The 17879-nt window shown below is 51.3% G+C and carries 16 protein-coding genes; 10 read left to right on the plus strand and 6 right to left on the minus strand.

Annotation, left to right across the window (positions count from 1 at the left end; all coding sequences use genetic code 11):
* Positions 1–233 precede the first annotated feature (233 nt).
* The 4 genes from B152_RS23715 (at position 234) to B152_RS25425 (ending at position 5119) form a co-directional block, all read left to right on the plus strand.
* Entirely contained in the window at positions 234–2063 is a 1830-nt protein-coding gene (locus B152_RS23715; protein ID WP_083921897.1) for an ATP-binding protein, read from the plus strand.
* 193 nt (positions 2064–2256) lie between these two features.
* On the plus strand, positions 2257–3423 hold the full coding sequence (locus tag B152_RS0113345) for an aminotransferase class V-fold PLP-dependent enzyme (protein WP_020592928.1): 1167 nt from the start codon (positions 2257–2259) through the stop codon (positions 3421–3423).
* A 122-nt stretch (positions 3424–3545) separates the two neighbouring features.
* Positions 3546–4550, plus strand: a complete 1005-nt coding sequence (locus tag B152_RS23720; protein ID WP_033406436.1) for a GlxA family transcriptional regulator — start codon at positions 3546–3548, stop codon at positions 4548–4550.
* A gap of 110 nt (positions 4551–4660) precedes the next feature.
* Positions 4661–5119 (plus strand): hypothetical protein, encoded by a 459-nt coding sequence (locus B152_RS25425; RefSeq protein WP_020592930.1) that lies wholly within the window; start codon positions 4661–4663, stop codon positions 5117–5119.
* Positions 5120–5150: 31 nt separating this feature from the next.
* Here B152_RS25425 and B152_RS0113360 read toward each other — a convergent pair whose 3' ends face one another.
* The 4 genes from B152_RS0113360 to B152_RS0113375 all read right to left on the minus strand — a co-directional run bounded on the left by B152_RS0113360 (position 5151) and on the right by B152_RS0113375 (position 9210).
* A complete protein-coding gene (locus tag B152_RS0113360) occupies positions 5151–6107 on the minus strand; it encodes a metal ABC transporter permease (protein WP_020592931.1) in 957 nt (318 codons plus the stop codon).
* Positions 6107–7321, minus strand: a complete 1215-nt coding sequence (locus B152_RS0113365) for a metal ABC transporter permease (protein ID WP_020592932.1) — start codon at positions 7319–7321, stop codon at positions 6107–6109. The genes B152_RS0113360 and B152_RS0113365 overlap by 1 nt, the downstream gene beginning before the upstream one ends.
* A gap of 79 nt (positions 7322–7400) precedes the next feature.
* Positions 7401–8213, minus strand: coding sequence for a metal ABC transporter ATP-binding protein (locus B152_RS0113370; RefSeq protein WP_020592933.1), 813 nt, complete (start codon positions 8211–8213; stop codon positions 7401–7403).
* Between the two features lie 16 nt (positions 8214–8229).
* Complete coding sequence (locus B152_RS0113375; protein WP_020592934.1) at positions 8230–9210, minus strand: metal ABC transporter solute-binding protein, Zn/Mn family; 981 nt, start codon at positions 9208–9210, stop codon at positions 8230–8232.
* Between the two features lie 307 nt (positions 9211–9517).
* Between B152_RS0113375 and mntR the strand changes: the two genes are divergently transcribed.
* From mntR to B152_RS25430, 3 genes are all read left to right on the plus strand, one after another.
* A complete protein-coding gene (mntR, locus tag B152_RS0113380; protein ID WP_020592935.1) occupies positions 9518–9955 on the plus strand; it encodes a manganese-binding transcriptional regulator MntR in 438 nt (145 codons plus the stop codon).
* A gap of 218 nt (positions 9956–10173) precedes the next feature.
* Complete coding sequence (locus B152_RS0113385; protein ID WP_020592936.1) at positions 10174–10779, plus strand: superoxide dismutase; 606 nt, start codon at positions 10174–10176, stop codon at positions 10777–10779.
* Positions 10780–11000: 221 nt separating this feature from the next.
* Positions 11001–12722: a hypothetical protein gene (locus B152_RS25430; RefSeq protein ID WP_157231085.1), complete on the plus strand. Its 1722-nt coding sequence runs from the start codon at positions 11001–11003 to the stop codon at positions 12720–12722.
* 70 nt (positions 12723–12792) lie between these two features.
* Here B152_RS25430 and B152_RS0113395 read toward each other — a convergent pair whose 3' ends face one another.
* Both B152_RS0113395 and B152_RS0113400 read right to left on the minus strand, forming a co-directional pair.
* Positions 12793–13158, minus strand: a complete 366-nt coding sequence (locus tag B152_RS0113395; protein ID WP_020592937.1) for a hypothetical protein — start codon at positions 13156–13158, stop codon at positions 12793–12795.
* A 41-nt stretch (positions 13159–13199) separates the two neighbouring features.
* A complete protein-coding gene (locus tag B152_RS0113400; RefSeq protein ID WP_020592938.1) occupies positions 13200–13919 on the minus strand; it encodes a GntR family transcriptional regulator in 720 nt (239 codons plus the stop codon).
* 437 nt (positions 13920–14356) lie between these two features.
* On the opposite strand from B152_RS0113400, the gene dctP reads away from it, so the two are divergent.
* The 3 genes from dctP to B152_RS0113415 all read left to right on the plus strand — a co-directional run bounded on the left by dctP (position 14357) and on the right by B152_RS0113415 (position 17855).
* A complete protein-coding gene (gene dctP / locus B152_RS0113405) occupies positions 14357–15505 on the plus strand; it encodes a TRAP transporter substrate-binding protein DctP (protein WP_020592939.1) in 1149 nt (382 codons plus the stop codon).
* A gap of 120 nt (positions 15506–15625) precedes the next feature.
* Positions 15626–16318, plus strand: a complete 693-nt coding sequence (locus tag B152_RS0113410) for a TRAP transporter small permease subunit (protein ID WP_026261549.1) — start codon at positions 15626–15628, stop codon at positions 16316–16318.
* 4 nt (positions 16319–16322) lie between these two features.
* Positions 16323–17855, plus strand: a complete 1533-nt coding sequence (locus tag B152_RS0113415) for a TRAP transporter large permease (RefSeq protein ID WP_020592941.1) — start codon at positions 16323–16325, stop codon at positions 17853–17855.
* Positions 17856–17879: the final 24 nt, after the last annotated feature.

Consider the following 17879-nt stretch of genomic DNA (forward strand, 5'->3'; position numbering starts at 1 on the left):
TAGGAGACTGTATCTAGAGTTCTTTCTGATGAAGGAAATGTAGAAATGAAATTTTTGATCAAGACTTTTTAATAAAAACATTACTAAATTACGGTAGTGTCGCTTCTGTTATTTGCGCGTTTTGCGCGACGTACGGGATGCTTCCTTTGAATTTGTGCTATAAGTTGTATTCATAGCCTTCTTTTGTGTAAGAGAATTTGGGCTTGTTGAGGCAACAGAGCGCTGGGGGATAAATGCGGCAGTTAGTAGTTATCGAGCGACGCGTGGCTCTAGCGCTAGTTGTTTCGTTACTTCTTGCCGTCCTGGCAGGAGGACTTTTGGTGAGTTCGGTTCTGTCGTTGCGTCAATTGGAAGAATCGGGTTATCAGAATACAGGATGGGATATCTATTCGGTCCAGTCGGAGTATTATCGACTGCTTGATACCTTGCATGAGGCAGAGCATCGGCGAGATGGTGCCCGGGAGACGATCAAAACTCGGTTTGATGTCTTCTATAGCCGGGTTGATGATATAAAGCGGGGCATGGTTTCCCGCAGCCTGAAAGACGAAGTCTTTTACAAGGATGCGATAAGTCGATTTGATGAGTTGATCGAGAGCCTTGATCCTGTATCAAATGATGAGACTATCCCTATAGAGCAGTATGTCGGGATCATGCTTCGCGAACTGAGCGCCTATGATGGCGTTGTGCGGGGCTTTGTTTCTGACAGCCGTCGTATTCTCAATCAGAACAATTACAAAGGGCGGGCCAAGGTTGCTCAGCTATATGGCTGGGTTCTTGTTTCTTTTGTTTTATTGTTCGGGGTTCTCGCCTTCATGTTTTTCCTCATGATCCGGCAGATGCAAACGATCCAGCGATCAAAAGAAGAGGCTGATCGTGCCAATCTGGCTATGGGAGAGTTTCTGGCAACGATGAGCCATGAAATCCGAACCCCGATGAACGGTATCCTGGGGATGACACACGTTCTTTTAGCTGATGAACCACCGTCCAAATTAAAAGATCAGCTTGAGATTATCCGGGAATCAGGTTCGATCCTGATGGGATTACTGAACGATATACTTGATATCTCCAAGATCGAGGCGAAACTTTTACGGGTGGAAGAGCACGATTTTGATTTTCTGGATCTGGTCAAGGCTGCTTACAACCTCTGGAAGCCGAGGGCAGCAAGTAAATCACTTGAACTCGATCTTGTTATTGTCCCGGATATGCCCCGGGTACTCAGGGCCGATCCCGTACGCATAAGACAGATTCTTTATAACCTGATCAGTAATGCAATTAATTACACCGATCACGGGGGCGTAAAAATATCCATCGCCTTTCAAAACCGGATTGATGGCCGGATTGATCTTGTCCTTTCGGTTCAAGATACAGGCCCCGGCATTGCCAAAGATGAGCTGACGCGCCTGTTTGACAAATTCACTCAAGGGAGTGCGCAGCGGGCACAGCATGCCCGGCGTTTTGGGGGGACCGGGCTAGGGCTTGCGATCTGCAAAGAGCTTTCAAGGTTAATGGGGGGGGATATTCTGGTTGAAAGTCAGGAAGGTAAAGGGAGCACCTTTTCGCTGCTCCTGCCCTGCACCCTTGGCAACCCTGCCGAAATCGATGATTCGCTTGATGGTAATGTCAGCCATCTACTGCAGCCGCAGGAACAGATTTCCTCACTCCGAGTGCTGGTTGTCGAAGATAACGAGATTAACCGCTTTGTCCTGAGCGCCATGCTTAAAAAAGCCGGGCACGATGTTGATCTGGTAACCAACGGTCTGGAAGCCGTGAATGCAGTGAGACACCGAAGTTACGATCTGGTCTTTATGGATATCCAGATGCCAGAAATGGACGGTGTTGAGGCGACGAAAAAAATACGCAGCAGCGAGCTGGATTCCTCTGGCATGTTTATCGTTGCCCTGACGGCCAACGCCATGGCCGGGGACAAGGAGAAGTATCTGGCTGCAGGGATGGATGATTATCTCTCAAAGCCGATTTCGCCAGCTGATCTGCGACGTATCCTTCTTGCTGCGTCTGGCAAGAACAGGGCTTATTATACGGGTGATGATGCCAGCACGGGGTGATGTCTGGATTTTGCGTGCTGTCATGGGGGGCACGGTCTGGTCCTTCAAAGGTGGGCTCCGGTTTTGCCCAGATTTTTAGTATTTATTCTTTTTTGGAATAAATCTTGATAATTATTCCGTATTTTTATGATTTATTGGCTCGGATAAGCTCGTTTCAGTTTATTTACTGGAAACTTTTGTCGGGATTTTAGCCATGGCTGGTCGTAATTCACTTTTTATTCCTGGGCCTACCAACATGCCAGAGCGGGTTCGCCTGGCAATGGATATCTATACGGAAGATCACAGGGCTGGTTCGGCACCCGAATTCATGATGCCGTTGTTTGAGGATCTGAAAAAGGTTTTCCGGACCAAATCCGGCGAAATTATTGTGTTTCCTTCTTCTGGCACCGGCGGATGGGAAGCGGCCATTACCAACACACTGTCTCCTGGCGACAAGGTCCTGACTGCCAGGATCGGTCAGTTCTCCAGTCTCTGGGTTGATTCCTGTCGTGCGTTGGGGATCGTCGTTGAGGATATTGATGTTGAATGGGGCGAAGGTGTCCCGGTTGATCTGATCGCCGAACGTCTGGCAGCAGACAAGCAGCATGAAATCAAGGGTGTGATTGTTTGCCATAATGAAACAGCAACGGGCGTTACCTCGGATATCAAAGGGGTACGGCAGGCTATGGATGCCTGTAACCACCCGGCCCTTTTGTATGTAGACGGGATCAGTTCCATCGGGGCGATTGAATTTGAAATGGATGCCTGGGGTGTTGATCTGGCTGTTGCAGGATCACAGAAGGGATTTATGCTGCCCGCCGGGCTTGGTCTGGTCGGGGTGAGTCAAAAAGCGCTCGAGGCGGGGAAAACGGCGACTTGTCCGCGGTTCTATTTTGATTTTCGGATGATGATTAACCAGAACCGGACCGGTTACGGACCTTATACTCCGGCAATGGGGCTGTTGCGTGGATTACGTGCCTCGACCGATATGCTGTTGGAAGAAGGCATGGAGAATGTCTGGAACCGGCACCATCACCTGGCAGAGGGAGTTCGTCGGGCCGTGCGCGCCTGGGGCCTCAAAACCTGTGCCCAGAAAGCTCAATGGCAATCGGATACTGTAACAGCGATTATGGTGCCGGAGCAGATCAATGGTCAGGAACTGATCAAACGGGCTTACAATGATTTTAATCTATCGCTTGGTGCAGGTCTGGCGCGGATGGCAGGAAAGCTTTTCCGGATTGGGCATCTGGGGGATTTGAACGAATGTATGCTGTTCAGTGCTCTTGGCGGTGCTGAAATGGTCATGCGTGATATGGGGATGGCCATCGAGCCGGGTAAAGGGGTTGGCGCGGCGGTTGAGTACTGGCGGAAGAACAGCTGAGTACTTCAAATAGGGGCCTCTTTAACAACGCTTGAGTCTTTCCCTGACTGGGCTTAGAACAGGAAGATGTCGTTTTGGAGGCAAAGCGACATCTTCATGATCGAGTCGGGGAGGAGCAAGCGGTGTTTCCAGAGCCAAAAGAAGGGACGACCCGACAGGTAGGGTTTGTTCTCCTGCCCGGGTTCTCAATGAACTCCTTTACCTTTGCCATGGAACCGCTCCGGGTTGCCAACAAGGTCGCCCGCAAGGCGCTTTATTCCTGCCCGGTTTTTTCGATTAACGGAGAGACGGTGGAGGCCTCAAACGGGCTTCGTCTTGAAGTCCTCGGGGATTTGAAAGCGGCAGCTCTGCCAGAAAATATCATCCTTTGTGGCGGTCATGACATCAAGGCTTTTCCCTCGGGAGAGTTGCTCGCCTGGCTCCGCATGCTCGGGCGGCAAAACAAGGTGATCGGTGCTCTCTATACGGCGTCCCACTATCTTGCTGAAGCCCGCCTGATTGATGATTGCAAGTGCGCCGTTCATTGGGAGTATCTTTCGGCTTTCAATGAAAATTTTCCGGATCTTGAAACGTCGAATGAGCTTTTCGAGGTCGGCAACAAGCGTTTCACCTGTGTCGGTGGTACGGCTGGTCTGGATATGATGCTCAATTTCATTGCCGACCTGCATGGATTTGAGCTGGCCCGGATGGTGGCTGATCAGTTCGTACATGAACGGATCCGGGATCGTCGCGAGTTTCAGTACTTCGGGCTTTCCGCGCGGTATTCGATCCAGGATCAACGGTTGCTCCGGGTCATCAAGATCATGGAAGAGCATCTGGAAGAACCGCTTGAGCTTGAGCAGCTGGCTAAAGTTGCGGGCGCTTCCCGCCGCCAGCTTGAGCGAATGTTTAGCAAACAGTTCAACAAATCTCCGGCGCGCTATTACAGCGAACTCAGGCTTTATCGCAGTCGTCAGCTGATCATGCAGACAAAGATGCGGATTATTGAAATTGCCCTGGCCTGCGGGTTTAATTCTTCGGCACATTTTTCAAGATGTTACCGCAATTTCTTTGGCTGTACTCCCTTGTCAGAGCGCAAACTTCCAGGCGGGGAGGGACCGCCTTCCCATCCCGATGAGCCGGGTTAACTGCGAAAGTCCCGGGGAGCCTGACAGGTCAGGGATATTACCAATCTCATCTTTGCCTTATTTGTTCTATAGTTCTGGCAGTAGATATATTCCATCGAGAAAGAAGCCAGATGATGATCAGAAAATCAGTAGTTTGGGTCGTGGCGCTCTTTATTGCAGGGGCGGGGTGTCTTGTCTTGCCATCAGGCGAAAGCGGGGTGGCGCAGGCATCACAAAGCCAGAGTGATATCCTGGAGGATGTGGTGCAGGAAGTCGAAAAAGCGATTATCAATCGCTATTTCGGTAAAGAGGACACAACCTATAGCAAATCCAAAAAGCAAAAGGGGAAGCAGAAGGGCCTGCCACCGGGTCTGGCGAAGAAGGGGAGTCTGCCCCCCGGTTTGCAAAAACATCTCGATGAAAATGGCAGCTTGCCTCGAGGGCTGGCCAAGCGCGATCTGCCGGATGATTTGCTCAGTCGTTTGCCAAAACGGAAGAATACAAAATTTATCAGGGTCGATGATGATGTGGTGCTGATCGACATTCTGACAAACAAAGCACTTGATGTGATTGAAGGTGTTCTGAAATAGGCGCGCGTCTTTGGGGCTTTCAGGGCAGGGGCTATTCCATTTTCAGGGCCTGTCGCTGTTTAAGGACCCGGCCCAGTTTGCCGTGGTCCGGTGCGAAGATCATGGAAACGCACTGAAAGACACTGGCAACCACAGCGATCATTCCTGCGGCGTTGAGGGCAAAGTCCGCGCCAAGCAGAAGGGGGGCAAAAGCAGCTGCAAGGTATCCTGTGATCCCGGAGAGCGTGGCAAAGACAGCTGAGAGCCAGAGTTGCCTGCTCAGGTTGTCTGTCCACATACGGGCCGTTGCAGCCGGGCAGATAAACATGGCGATGACAAGAATAGACCCCACTGCATCAAAGGCCGCTACAGCTGAAAGCGCGGTCATGACAACCAGGCCAATGCTGATCAGGCGGGCAGAGAAGCCGAGGGAGCTTGCCATTTCAGGGTCAAAGGTCGAGATTTTCAATTCCTTGAAGAAGGCAACTGTCAGCAGGATAACCAGTAGGCTGACCCCGAGAAGTCGCTGCAAGCTGTTGGGCATCTGTTCCAGACCTGTCGGTGAAAGCAGATCCTTCCAGTCATTCAAACCAAGCCAGAGTGTGGATTCCAGATTGCCATAGAGGGCGTGTTCCACATCCAGGTGCACGCCGGATGCACCGGTTTGCTCAAGAATAAGGACGCCAAGAGCGAACATGGATGTGAAGACCACGCCCATTGCGGCCCCGGCTTCTATTTTGCCAAGACGTTTGATCCCCTCAATCAGCAGCGCAGAGATCAATGCTGCGGAGAGAGCGCCCAGTAACATGGGGAGCGTATCAAGCGTTCCCGAGAGCAGGTAGCCAACCACAATGCCGGGCAAGACGACGTGGCTCATGGCGTCGCCGATCAGGCTTTGTCGGCGCAGGACCAGAAAGTTGCCGGGCAGGCCACAGCAAAGGCCTGCGAGAACAGCAACCAACAGGGCGGGAAGATCAATTTGCAGGAAATCAGCCAGAGGTAGATCCATTAACCGGCTACCTTCTGTTGCAGTCGAAGATTTTCTTCCAGCTCGTGAATAAGGTCTGGAGGGAGTACATCAGTGATCATGGAAAGGGACCAGTTTTTCTGGGCAAAAGCTTCTTCAGGGTAGTCGCTGAGATACTGGTTCCAGAGATCCTGATCCCGGGACATCTGTCTTATTTTCTGCTGGCCCAGCTTTGTAACCTGCCCGTTTTTATCAAGAGTGCCTTCATGCTTTAGCAGTAAAATAAACAGGGAGGAAAGCACGGGTTGTCCCTGACCCAAACTGAGCAGAGCGCGTCGGCGGCTAATACGATAACGAAAGAAAATCTGGCGGAGTCCGGTGGCAAGAACACCCCGTCGGGGAGCGAGAAATAAAGACAGCAGGAAAAGTGTTGTTGCTGTCAGGACAATGGTGGCGCCAGAAGGAAAATCGGGAGTCAAGGCAGAGAGCCCGGCCCCAAGAAAGCAGCTGATTCCACCTGAGAAGGCTGAAATGCCAACCATCAACCCAAGGCGGTCCGTCCAGAAGCGGGCTGTGACGGGGGGGATAATGACCAGGGCAATGATCAGAATAAGGCCAACAGTCTTCAGGCCGATCACGACGACGGCCAGAAGCAGGGCCATCATCAGGAGGTCGATTTTGCTGACAGACCAGCCTCTGGACGCGGCATAGTCAGGATCAAAGCAGATCAGGCCAAATTCCTTGAGGAAGATGGCGGCGGTCAGAGTGATGAGCAGCGCGAAAACGGCGATCATTTCTGCCTCGCTTTGCAGCATGCTGGCGGTTGAACCTAACAGATAGCTTTCCAGTCCGGCCTGACTTCCGTCTCTCAGTGTCTGGATGTAACTCATCAGTACGACGCCAAGCCCAAAGAACGAACTGAGAACCGTGCCGATCGCAGAGTCTTCCGGCAAGCGGGTATTGTCCTTGATCCACTGAACAAGCAAAACCCCGAGGATGCCGCTGATGGTCGCCCCGGTCATGAGGAAAGGCAGGCTTTTCCCGGTACCTGTCAGGGCAAGAGCAACGAGAAAGCCAAGGGTGATTCCAGGCAGGGTGGCGTGGCTGATGGCGTCACTTATCAGAGCTCTTTTGCGCAACAGGGAAAAGACACCGATAACACCGCCAGCCATGCCAAGAAGTGCCGAGCCAAGCAAAACGACGCTGGTGTTGTATCCGCCCTGAAAACTCAGGATATCAAGAAGCTCTGTTAACAAGGGGTCGCCTTTATGTCCGTTTTGATGGTGATGTCAGAGAAGTTTAATCCGAGAGTAACTGTGTCCAATCCCTGCCGGTTTATTGCCCGGCGAGGGGGATAAGTCCTGAAAGTTCTGAGGGAGCCAGGCGTCCACCATAGGCGTGCTGAAGGTTCTCGGCGGTAAAAGCCTCTGCCATGGGGCCACTTGCAACAGGCCGGATATTCAAAATCAGGGCATGGTCGAAATAATCTGGTGCAGATTGAAGGTCATGATGAACACAGATGACTGTTTTTCCCTGATCTTTCAGGTCTTTCAGCACGTTGACAATCGCGCGCTCGGTCGCAGCATCGACGCCGACAAAGGGTTCGTCCATAAAATAGAGGGCCGCATCCTGTGCCAGGGCGCGGGCAAGAAAGACCCGCTGTTGCTGGCCCCCGGAAAGCTGTCCGATTTGACGATCGGCAAAGTCTGCCATGCCGACCTGTTCCAGATACCCCAGGGCAGCTGCGCGGTGAGCCTTGCGTACAGGGCGCAGCCATCCAATCTTGCCGTAGAGACCCATTGTGACAACATCCAGCGCTGAGGCAGGGAAGTCCCAGTCAACGCTGCCGCGCTGAGGGACGTAGCCGATAAGATGGCGCTGGCTGGCAACCGATTTCCCGTAGACGGTTATTTCGCCGGAAAGTTTCGGGATTAAACCTAATGCAGCCTTGATAAAAGTTGACTTTCCCGCCCCATTGGGACCGACGACCGCAACAAGTCCCTGCGCAGGTGCGATGAAGGAGAGGTCCCAAACCACGGGCTTGTGATGGTAGGCAACCGAAAGTCCCTGGATTGCAAGGGGGGCGGATTTTGCCGCTTCGCTTGTCAGGGGCTGGTGAGGTTGAAGCCGGAGGAGTTTGGCAATCATTAATAAATCTTCCCGGCTAGTTGGGGGTATTTTGGCTGAGGGTCAGCAATTGTTGCATGCCGCTGGTCGTGGCATCTCCTCCGAGTGCTCGACTGATAACCGTGGCGTTGTGGTCCAGCATGCCGATATAGGTGCCTTCGTAACTGCCAAATGGCCCCATGGCATCAGAGAAGAGCGTGCCACCGATCTGGACGGTGTGTCCTCTGGCTGCGGCCCCTTCGATCAGAGCGCGAACGTTTCTGTCAGCAACCGAGCTTTCAACAAAGACGGCCTTGATTTTCCGCTCGACAATAAGCGCGACCAGCTCTTCAATTTTTTTCAATCCGGCCTCGCTGGCAGTGCTCAACCCCTGAATGCCAATAACCTCAAAATCGTAAGCCTGCCCAAAATAATTAAAGGCATCATGGGCCGAGATTACCACGCGCTCGTTCTCGGGCACTGATGCCAGGACACGGGACACATAGCCGTTGAGCCGTTCGAGCTGTTCAAGGTAGCTTGTGGCATTTTCTGTATAGAATGTCTGATTGTCAGGATCAAAAGCGATGATGACTTCAAGCGCCTTACGGGTAACCGCCATCCATTTTTGCACATCCATCCAGACGTGGGGGTCATGTTTGTTTTCGTAACTCTGGCTGGAAAGCAACAGGGTTTGATCAATGGCTTCGGCAAGAGGGACGACAGGTTTGTTCAGGGCCATGCGCTCCAGCGCGTCTTCCATCTGGGCTTCGAGATAGAGGCCGTTGTAGAGAATGATGTCAGCCCGGGTGAGGGCCGCGATGTCCTTGCGGTTCATCCGGTAGGTATGGGGATCAACCCCTTCGCCCATCAGGCTGGAGACTTCCATTTTATCCCCTGTGATATGGCTGACAACATCAGCTATCTGGGCAATGGTTGTCACAACAACTGGCTTCTCGGCCCGCGCGGTGGTGCTGAGAGCCAAAAGGAGCAGAACGATGCTTGCAATGGATAGTCGTGCTTTTAGGGTGAAGCCGTTCATACCTTGGTTCCTGATTTAATGTTGTGTTATCTTGGTTATGTGGCCGACGTCTGAATTTGTAGCCGTGGCTACATTTCTTGTCAATGGCAATTAACGCAAGGAAATGAATTATAAAGAGAGTCATTTTTTCGGCCCGGATCAGCCCGATCGGCAACATTATTGCTGCGGGAGAGGGTGTTTTGCGGAAGACGGCGGGAGCCCTGGAAATATCGGTCTGGAGCCGTAAGGCTTGATCTCTTCTTGTACTTGCGGTTTTCTTTCGGGTAGTAAGGGACTTCAAGCTGATTGTGAAAGGTTTCAAGAGTCAATGACATCGAGTTCTGAACTGGAAAATGCAGCGCTGCAAGCAGCCAAGTTCGAACGAGTCCGCGAGGCTCATAAAACCGAAGTTGCCGAGGACTATGTTGAACTGATTGATGATCTGATCAACGTCAATGGCGAAGCCCGGGTTGTTGAACTGGCCGAACGCATGGGGGTCAGCCATGCAACTGTCAACAAGATCGTCGGACGGTTGCAACGGGAGGGGCTGGTGATTTCCCGGCCCTATCGTTCGATCTTTTTGACGGATGAAGGCCGGGAGATGGCAGTCGAAGCCCGCCGCCGCCACGAGATTGTTGTCAAGTTTCTGAAAGCAGCAGGGGTGAGCCCGGAAACAGCAGAGATTGACGCCGAGGGAATCGAACACCATGTCAGTGACGAGACACTTGATTGTCTCTCCGCACTCACGGGCAAGATTGAAATCTGATATCGGATTCAAAAATGCTTTAAAAACCTCTGCAAAAGTGGGCTGTTAGCTCTCAGAAGCAGGGCGGTACAACCTGCGGCTTGCTCCCGGGTTCAGGAGATTGAAAATGAAAATCATCTTATCGGGATTTTCGCTTTTGTACCGGGGGTGAAAAGCGCTAAAGTGCCGCAGAAATTTGAATAAACATTAATTGAATTAGACAAACTGGGGAATGACCAATGGCTCTTGAATTACCAGCTCTTCCATATGCATACGACTCTCTTGGCCCGTATATGTCAGCCGAGACACTCGAGTTCCATCACGACAAACATCACAATGCCTATGTCGTGAACGGGAACAAGCTTTTGGCCGGAACAGATCTGGAAGGAAAGTCGCTTGAAGAAATCGTCAAGGGCTCCTTTGGTGATGCGTCAAAAGCAGGCATTTTCAATAATGCTGCCCAACACTGGAATCACATTGAATTCTGGAACATGATGAAGCCGAATGGCGGCGGTGCCATCCCCGGTGAGCTGGAAAAGAAAATTGTCGAGGATTTCGGCAGTGTTGACCAGTTCAAGGCAGACTTCATCAATGCCGGTGTGACCCAGTTCGGTTCCGGCTGGTGCTGGCTGGTCCTGAACAGCAACGGCAAGCTGGCTGTGACCAAAACGGCCAATGGCGAGAACCCGTTGGTAACCGGCGGCCATGCGCTGCTTGGCTGTGATGTCTGGGAACATTCCTACTACATCGATTATCGCAATGCCCGTCCGGATTATGTTAAGGCGTTTGTCGATAATCTGGTGAACTGGGAATATGTTGCACAGCGTTTCGCTGCGGCATCCTGATTTAAATGGCCTGATGCTGGTTTTTCGTCTGAGGATTCAGGCCTGAGATCAGTGTGAGGATCAGCTAAAGAGAGCGGCCAGGATTTTCCGGCCGCTCTTTGGTTTTTTGACAGAGGGAATGTATCATCGATGTTTCCTTTCCTGAGGCTTCCTGTTATTTTGCCTAGGAATTTTTCAGGCTTCCTGTGAGGAGCTTCTGGTTGGTACGGAGAAAGAAGAGTATGAGAGCATTGCGACGGATCGCAGGGATCGTGGTAGCCTTTGTATCTGGCGTCGGCTCATTGTCTGGGCAAACTCTGGCGCAGCAGGCCATACAGGACCCTGCTGCAAATCAGGTTCTGGCATTTGATGGTGCGGATTACAGCGGTGCCGGAAAGCTTTTTAACCTGCCGGATGGCCAGCTCTACTCGTTTATTCCCTCGCTGGAAGATTTTTCCGGCAAGATCTCCTCGATCAAGCTCGGGGAGCAGGTTGGGGTTATTCTTTTCCGGGAAGAGCTGTTCCAGACAACAGACAATTCCTGTGCCCCGATTATCGGCACGCATGAAGAGCCGCACCTGCTGTGGAAAGGGGCAACAGCAGATCTGTTGCCGCCCCGGCCAAGTTCGAATATCCCGCTTGCCCTGCCTGCACCCCAGGACAATGCCTATGCCTCGATGATTATCTATCGCAGGGACGTAGGGCCGCCCCCTGGAGTTTTGATGCTACAGCGTCTCAACAGCTATAGCAGGGGATGTGGCAATGTGCTCGACCAGCTTAACTATCGCCGGGTGTTTATTCCGGCCTGGGATAATGGGAAAACCGGCTACTGCCAAAACCTTGTCGGCCCTGCCAGCTATGCCGGTGCCAGAGGCACCTTCCGCTTTAATGACAGTGACCAGCTGGTTTTCATGCATCCGGAATCAATGGATCAGGCGTACCAGACGGTAAAACACCGGGTTCGTTCGACCCTTTATGATTTTCCTGATTGCCAGGGGAACCATGTGACTTTCCCCTTCAAGGCGGAAAGTATCCACAAGTTCAACCTTGCTGACTACGGCTATAAAGGACGGGCGCGCTCGATAAAGGTCGAGTATGTCTCCGGCCCTGCTGCGGGCATTTCGTCTCTGGCGGTTGCAGCTGCGCCTGTCGCGACACAAGCTGTTGCGCCATCAGCCCAGCAAGCTGCAGCGCCCTCTGTTTCACCCTCCGCTTCTGCTGCGGTGCAAAATCCTGCCCTGCCTAAAGCCGCCGTACAGCCTCAACCGACGGCTGTTCCTGCTGCCCCTGCGTCAGTTGCTGTGCCACAGCCAGCAGTGAGCAGCCCTGCGCCTGCAGCCGCAGCGCCGACGGCACAAACCACGCTGCCGGTTGCTCAGCCGTCTGTTGCAGCAACACCGGTTGCTCCGTCTCCGGCTACTCCGGCTGCCTATCCGGATGCCAGTGGTGATCTTGCCGCAGCAGGGATTACAGCGGCGAGAGATGACGCACTGGTTCCTGTACCGACAACGGCCCCAGAAGCGGGGGTTCCCCAGCGGCAGACGATTGTGACTGAACCGGAAAACTCTCTCTTCACGCCGTCGTATCAGTTGTTTGAAGGCCAGCCGAACACACCTGTGGCCAGTGAGCCTCTGGGGACTGCCGGAACACCTGCCGGGACTTCAGGTCAGGGGAGCTTGCCAACAGAAGCTGCGGAACAGGTTGCGATCCGTCCTGCAGGAGGAACGCCTTTTGAATTTCCGGTTTTTGATGCCTATCGCCTGAACTATTGTCTGACGCCGGGGACAAACTGTGGGGAAGCCGCTGCAACAGAATGGTGCAGCAAGAAAGGTTTTACCAAAGCCCTGGCCTGGGTTCGTGACAATAACATTGGCTCGCTCTATCCAACCATGAATATGGGCTCGAAAACAATCTGTTCCAATTATAACTGTGATGGTTTCAAGGAGCTGACCTGCGGGAACTGATTGGTCCCTCCATACAGGACGAGCAGAGTAAAACTTTAAACGGCAGGATTGTTGACAGTCCTGCCGTTTTTTATGGGTGTGGCAGTGCTTTTTTATAAGCCTGTGCCACCAGTATCTGGTGGTGTGTTCTTGCGTCTTCTCCTTGATCGCTGCCGTGATAGGATCCCAGCTCTTGCAACAGCAGAAAGAAGCCTACTCTGGGAATGGCAGGCTCTCCCCGGCTGACAGCCAGGGGGGCGAGTGATACCTCTCCCTTTGCGTGGTCCTGCCGGAGAATATTTTCCAGTATTCGGGTCAGGCGATGGATCACCTGGGGCCCCGGGATTTCGGCCTCGAGAGCCAGTTGGCGGTAGCTGATCGTTGTTTGCTGCCTTGCCATTGTTTCAAGGGTATGCCGCACCCGTTGTTCCATTTCGGCAGTGATGTTCTGATTCACAAGAAAGGTCCTGTTGCTGGAAATGGAGGGGCTTAACAAACCTAACTTTGAAAAATAGTCTCATAATTTCTGAAGCTGTAGTCTTTTCTGCGGGATCTGCCCTTGGGCCACTTTTGATTGGCGTGGGTCATTTTTGTTCGGTCGATATGTTTTGCCAGCAGCTTCTCTGCTGCGGCGACGCGTCCAGCTTTTAACAGGGCCAGAATTTCGCCATGGTCGGCATAGGATTTGTTTTTCTCGGCCTGGGTGCGCAAAAAGCGAAACATCAGGGCGGTGACAAGCGGAGCAAGGCTGTCGTAGCTTCTACTGAGAAAATCATTCCCGGCATAGCCAAACAGGCAGCGATGAAAAGCAGCATCTTTTATCTGACATTCTTTCCAGTCGTGGCGTTTGAAAGCATCAACCATCTGTTTGAGCAGGAAAGAAAGATTTTCTATCAATTGTTCGGGATTGTTTTCCATGGCGAGTACAAGCGCGCGTGTCTCGAGAAGGGATCTGAACTCCAGCAGCTGTTCTACACTCTCGTTGCTCGGATTAACGACATAACAGCCTGATTGTGGAATGATTTCGACCAGTCCTTTTATCCTTAATTCTGACAAGGCTGTTCTGATTGGTGCGCGGCTGATTTTCAACGCCTGGGCCAGCCCGTTTTCAGAAATAGGTTCGCCAAAATCCAGCTTGGCATGAATTATTGCCGTCTCGATTTGGGCGTAGGCATAATCAGACAGGTTTCCGGAGGATTTGTTGGTGCTGTTGTTCATTCTTGTTCCGAATGGTTGAAGAGCTTTGCCGCAGATTTAGCTGTGCGAGTACGGGATTGATGCTGATTTTTCAGTATGGTTCAGATTGTTGACCGCAGTTCTCTGTAATGCAATCCCGCCTGGCCCAATTTTATCTGCTCCCGGTATAATACCTGTGTTTTCTACAGGAGAAGATACTGTAAAGATAACGGTTTTTGCGAACGAACTTGTCTACCTAATTTTTTTATTTTGATGGAGAGTGGCCATCTGGATAACTGAGAAAATATCATATTTTGTGCGTTTAATTTCAGATTATGACAATATTGTCCTAATAACTAGTATTTCAGTTTAAGGTATATTAAGCTGGCGCATCAATTGTGCAGTCATCATAAAATGCAAGAATGACAAAATAAGATGGATGACTGTTTGGGAAGCAACTCTATGGGAGGGCTGGCATAATGTCAGATGCTACAAAACGTGATCTGTCGGATAAAAATATCGTAATTTCCTCACGACGTTCTTTTATGAAACTGGCCGGAACATCCGCTGCTCTGGCAGGTGGCGCTGCATTGTCTGCGCCCTTTATTAGCGATGCGAAAGCCGCAGCAGGCAGTAAATGGAAAGTACAGTCTACCTGGGATGCGGGGACAACAGGCTATACACTTTTTGAGGCCTGGTGTAACAGCTTCGAAGAACGTTCCGGAGGTGAGCTGTCAATTCAGCCCTTTGCTGCAAAGTCTGTCGCGGCGGACAACAATGCCCTGTTTGATGCGGTTCGCAACGGCGTATTACAGGGAATGAATCCTTTTACGCTTTATTGGGCAGGGAAAATTCCANCTTCGGTTTTCCTCTCGTCCTATCCTGTAGGTCCCGATCAGCCAGCCCAGTGGGACACCATGTTTTATGGACTGGGCATGTTGGAAAAAGCACGTGAAATATACGCCAAGTTTGGTCTGGTTTATGTCGGTCCGATTCAACACGATGCAAACATTATTCATTCCAAGGTGCCCGTTTCAAGCGTTGATGACTTCAAGGGACTGAAGTTGAGGGTGCCAGGGGGCATGGTTTCAGAAGTTTTCCAGTCGTTTGGGGCCAGTACCGTCAGCCTGCCGGGGTCTGACATTTTCCCCGCGCTTGAAAAGGGAACGATTGATGCGGCTGATTATGTTGGTCCTGCGGTAAACTGGGACCTTGGCTTTGGTCAGGTGACCAAGCACATTCTTTTTGGCCCTCCCGGGTTAATGTCAGTATACCAGCCGGTCGATTTGATGGATCTGACCGTTAACAAACGTGCCTGGGATGGTTTGTCTCCTGCCATGCAGAAATTTGTTGAAGATCAGGTGAAGATCTATTCACTGGATCATTATGTTTCGATTCAAAAGCGCAACGTAGAAGCCCTGCAAAAATTCATTGATAGCGGGAGCACGGTCTCACGTATGGGGCAAAACGATCTGGACAAATTTCGTCAGGCAGCTATTCCGATCTGGTATAACTGGGCTAAAAAAGATGCTGATGCGTCAGCTGTCTTCAAGATCCAGCTCGACTATATGATGAACGGCATCATGGGCTATGTCAGCGCCTCTGATATCAAGGGGCAAAGCCTTTAACATCCAGCGTTATTTTCTCTAAACTTGATGACTTCCGGGGCGAGACGATTTTTTGCACAAGCAATTGATAATTGTCTCGCCCTGTTCTGTGGTGTTTCAAAAGAGTTTGTGGAGTTTCTGATGACGGATGGGCCCGATTTTGGATTTGTGTTGCCCCATTGGCTGTACTGGACGTGGCTGGTTGTGATGCCTCTTGTTCTGATCTACTGGGCAAATCATCAAAAGAATCAAAAAGAGCAAGCAGGAAACCATGCTGACAGTGCCGCGCTGCTGCAGGGTGATGAGGCAGGTACGGCGCTGGTTTATAAAGAGAATACCTTTACGCGTCTGATCGACAAAATCAGTGTTGCATCCGGTTATTTATGCGCTTTCTGGACTGTAAATGCGGTGGGCGCTTACTTTTATGAAGTGATCATGCGCTATCTGTTCAATATGCCAACAATCTGGGTTCATGAAGCCAGTTTTCTTCTATTCGGAATGCAGTATCTGATCTCCGGGGCCTTTACCCTGAAGGAGGAAGGGCATGTTCGCGTCGATGTTCTCTACATCAAGCTTCCGCCGCGCGGACGCATCGGGATGGATATTTTTACATCGGTTTTTTTCTTTGTTTTTGTTCTCGCGCTGGTTGGTACAAGCAGCACATTTTTTGAACAGTCCTACCAGATGAATGAAACGACAGTAGAGACCTGGGGCATCCAGTACTGGCCGGTTAAGGCCATGATGGTTCTGGGCGGGATATTAATTTTTTTCGCCGGGATTTCGAAGTTAACCAAAGATATCATGACCTTTCGCGCGATGAAGCAGGGAGCCTAGAGCGATGACAGATATGAATGTTTCATCCTCGCCCAATCCACTTGGACGTCTGGGCACTCTTGTTATGGTAATGGCCAGCTGTGCAGCTTTTTTTGTTCTGGCAGTTGAACTGGTGAACATTGCCTTCTACGACCCCTACGGGGATCAGTATTTTCTTTTCAGGACAGCCGGGGTCCTGCAGGACACAGATATCAGCACGCTTACCTATATTATGTTTGGCAGCCTGTTTCTGCTTCTGATGCTGGGGCTGCCTCTGGCGTTTGTTACCGGGGGCCTCGGGGTGGTCTTTGTTTATCTGGTCGGCGATCAGATAATGCTCAACATTATTCCTTCACGTATTTTCCCGATGATGACCAATTCTGATCTGGCAGCAATCCCGCTGTTTATCTTTATGGCATCAATGCTGGAGCGGGCTGGCCTGATCGAAGAAATGTTTGATGTGGTCTATAAATGGATGGGAGGGCTGAACGGAGGATTGGCTGCTGCGACCATTTTGGCTTCGACCATCCTTGCGGCCATGGTCGGGGTGATCGGTGCGGCCGTGGTCACGATGGGGATTATTGCCCTTCCTGCGATGTTAAAGCGGAAATATGACCCGGAAATTGCTCTGGGTTCGATTATGGCCGGGGGAACACTCGGTATCCTGATCCCGCCCTCTATTCTTGCAATTCTTTATGCTGTGGTTGCCCAGCAATCGGTAGGGGAGCTTTATCTTGGGGCTTTGGCACCGGGGTTGTTGCTGTCGGCGCTTTATATGGGTTACGTGTTGATACGCTCTTATCTCAATCCTGATCTGGGACGTGCAATTCCAGTCGAAGAGCGGTTGAGCTTTGGGGAAAAGTGCAGGTTGTTGGTCAAGCTTATCGCGCCTCTGTCGTTAATCGTGCTTGTGCTGGGTCTGCTCTTTGCTGGAATTGCGACGCCAGTCGAGGCCGCAGGTATTGGCTCTTTCGGGGCGATTATCGTGGCTTTGATGCATGGTCGCTTTGACATTGTCGCCTTGAGAGAAGCCTCAGTGACGACCGTAAAAGCATCGGCGATGGTTCTCTGGATTATCTTTGGGGCCTCGATTTTTGTCGGGTTCTATATTTTACAGGGAGGGCAGGCCTTTATTAATGATGCCATTCTCGGGTCTGGTCTTTCTTCTTACGGCATCCTTTTTGTAATGATGGTGCTGCTGGTTATTCTGGGAATGTTTCTGGACTGGGTAGGGATCCTGCTTCTGGCAGTGCCGATATTTGTCCCCATTATTAAAAACCTGACATTTGATGGGTTACTGGGACTTCCTCCCGTTGATTCGGACAAGGTGGCTCTTTGGTTCGGGGTTCTTTATCTGATCAATATGCAGATGTCGTTCTTAAGCCCTCCTTTTGGATATGCTCTTTTTTATATCAAGGGAGTGGCTCCAAAAGAAATTACAATGGCGATGATTTTCAGGTCGGCTCTTGCGTTTTTGGCACTGCAGGTGCTCGGCTTGGTGCTTTGCATTCTTTTCCCGGCAATAGTGACCTGGTTACCCGAGCTGGTATATGGGTAGCCACAGAAGACAGAATTTTCGATT

The sequence above is a fragment of the Kiloniella laminariae DSM 19542 genome, assembly GCF_000374005.1.
Lineage (GTDB): Bacteria > Pseudomonadota > Alphaproteobacteria > Kiloniellales > Kiloniellaceae > Kiloniella > Kiloniella laminariae.

Bases quoted from the DNA above. Each gene is read 5' to 3' on its own strand.
- B152_RS23715 (WP_083921897.1), top strand. From the start codon at position 234: ATGCGGCAGTTAGTAGTTATCGAGCGACGCGTGGCTCTAGCGCTAGTT.
- B152_RS0113345 (WP_020592928.1), top strand. From the start codon at position 2,257: ATGGCTGGTCGTAATTCACTTTTTATTCCTGGGCCTACCAACATGCCA.
- B152_RS25425 (WP_020592930.1), top strand. From the start codon at position 4,661: ATGATGATCAGAAAATCAGTAGTTTGGGTCGTGGCGCTCTTTATTGCA.
- B152_RS0113360 (WP_020592931.1), bottom strand. From the start codon at position 6,107: ATGGATCTACCTCTGGCTGATTTCCTGCAAATTGATCTTCCCGCCCTG.
- B152_RS0113370 (WP_020592933.1), bottom strand. From the start codon at position 8,213: ATGATTGCCAAACTCCTCCGGCTTCAACCTCACCAGCCCCTGACAAGC.
- B152_RS0113375 (WP_020592934.1), bottom strand. From the start codon at position 9,210: ATGAACGGCTTCACCCTAAAAGCACGACTATCCATTGCAAGCATCGTT.
- mntR (WP_020592935.1), top strand. From the start codon at position 9,518: ATGACATCGAGTTCTGAACTGGAAAATGCAGCGCTGCAAGCAGCCAAG.
- B152_RS0113385 (WP_020592936.1), top strand. From the start codon at position 10,174: ATGGCTCTTGAATTACCAGCTCTTCCATATGCATACGACTCTCTTGGC.
- B152_RS25430 (WP_157231085.1), top strand. From the start codon at position 11,001: ATGAGAGCATTGCGACGGATCGCAGGGATCGTGGTAGCCTTTGTATCT.
- B152_RS0113400 (WP_020592938.1), bottom strand. From the start codon at position 13,919: ATGAACAACAGCACCAACAAATCCTCCGGAAACCTGTCTGATTATGCC.
- B152_RS0113410 (WP_026261549.1), top strand. From the start codon at position 15,626: ATGACGGATGGGCCCGATTTTGGATTTGTGTTGCCCCATTGGCTGTAC.
- B152_RS0113415 (WP_020592941.1), top strand. From the start codon at position 16,323: ATGACAGATATGAATGTTTCATCCTCGCCCAATCCACTTGGACGTCTG.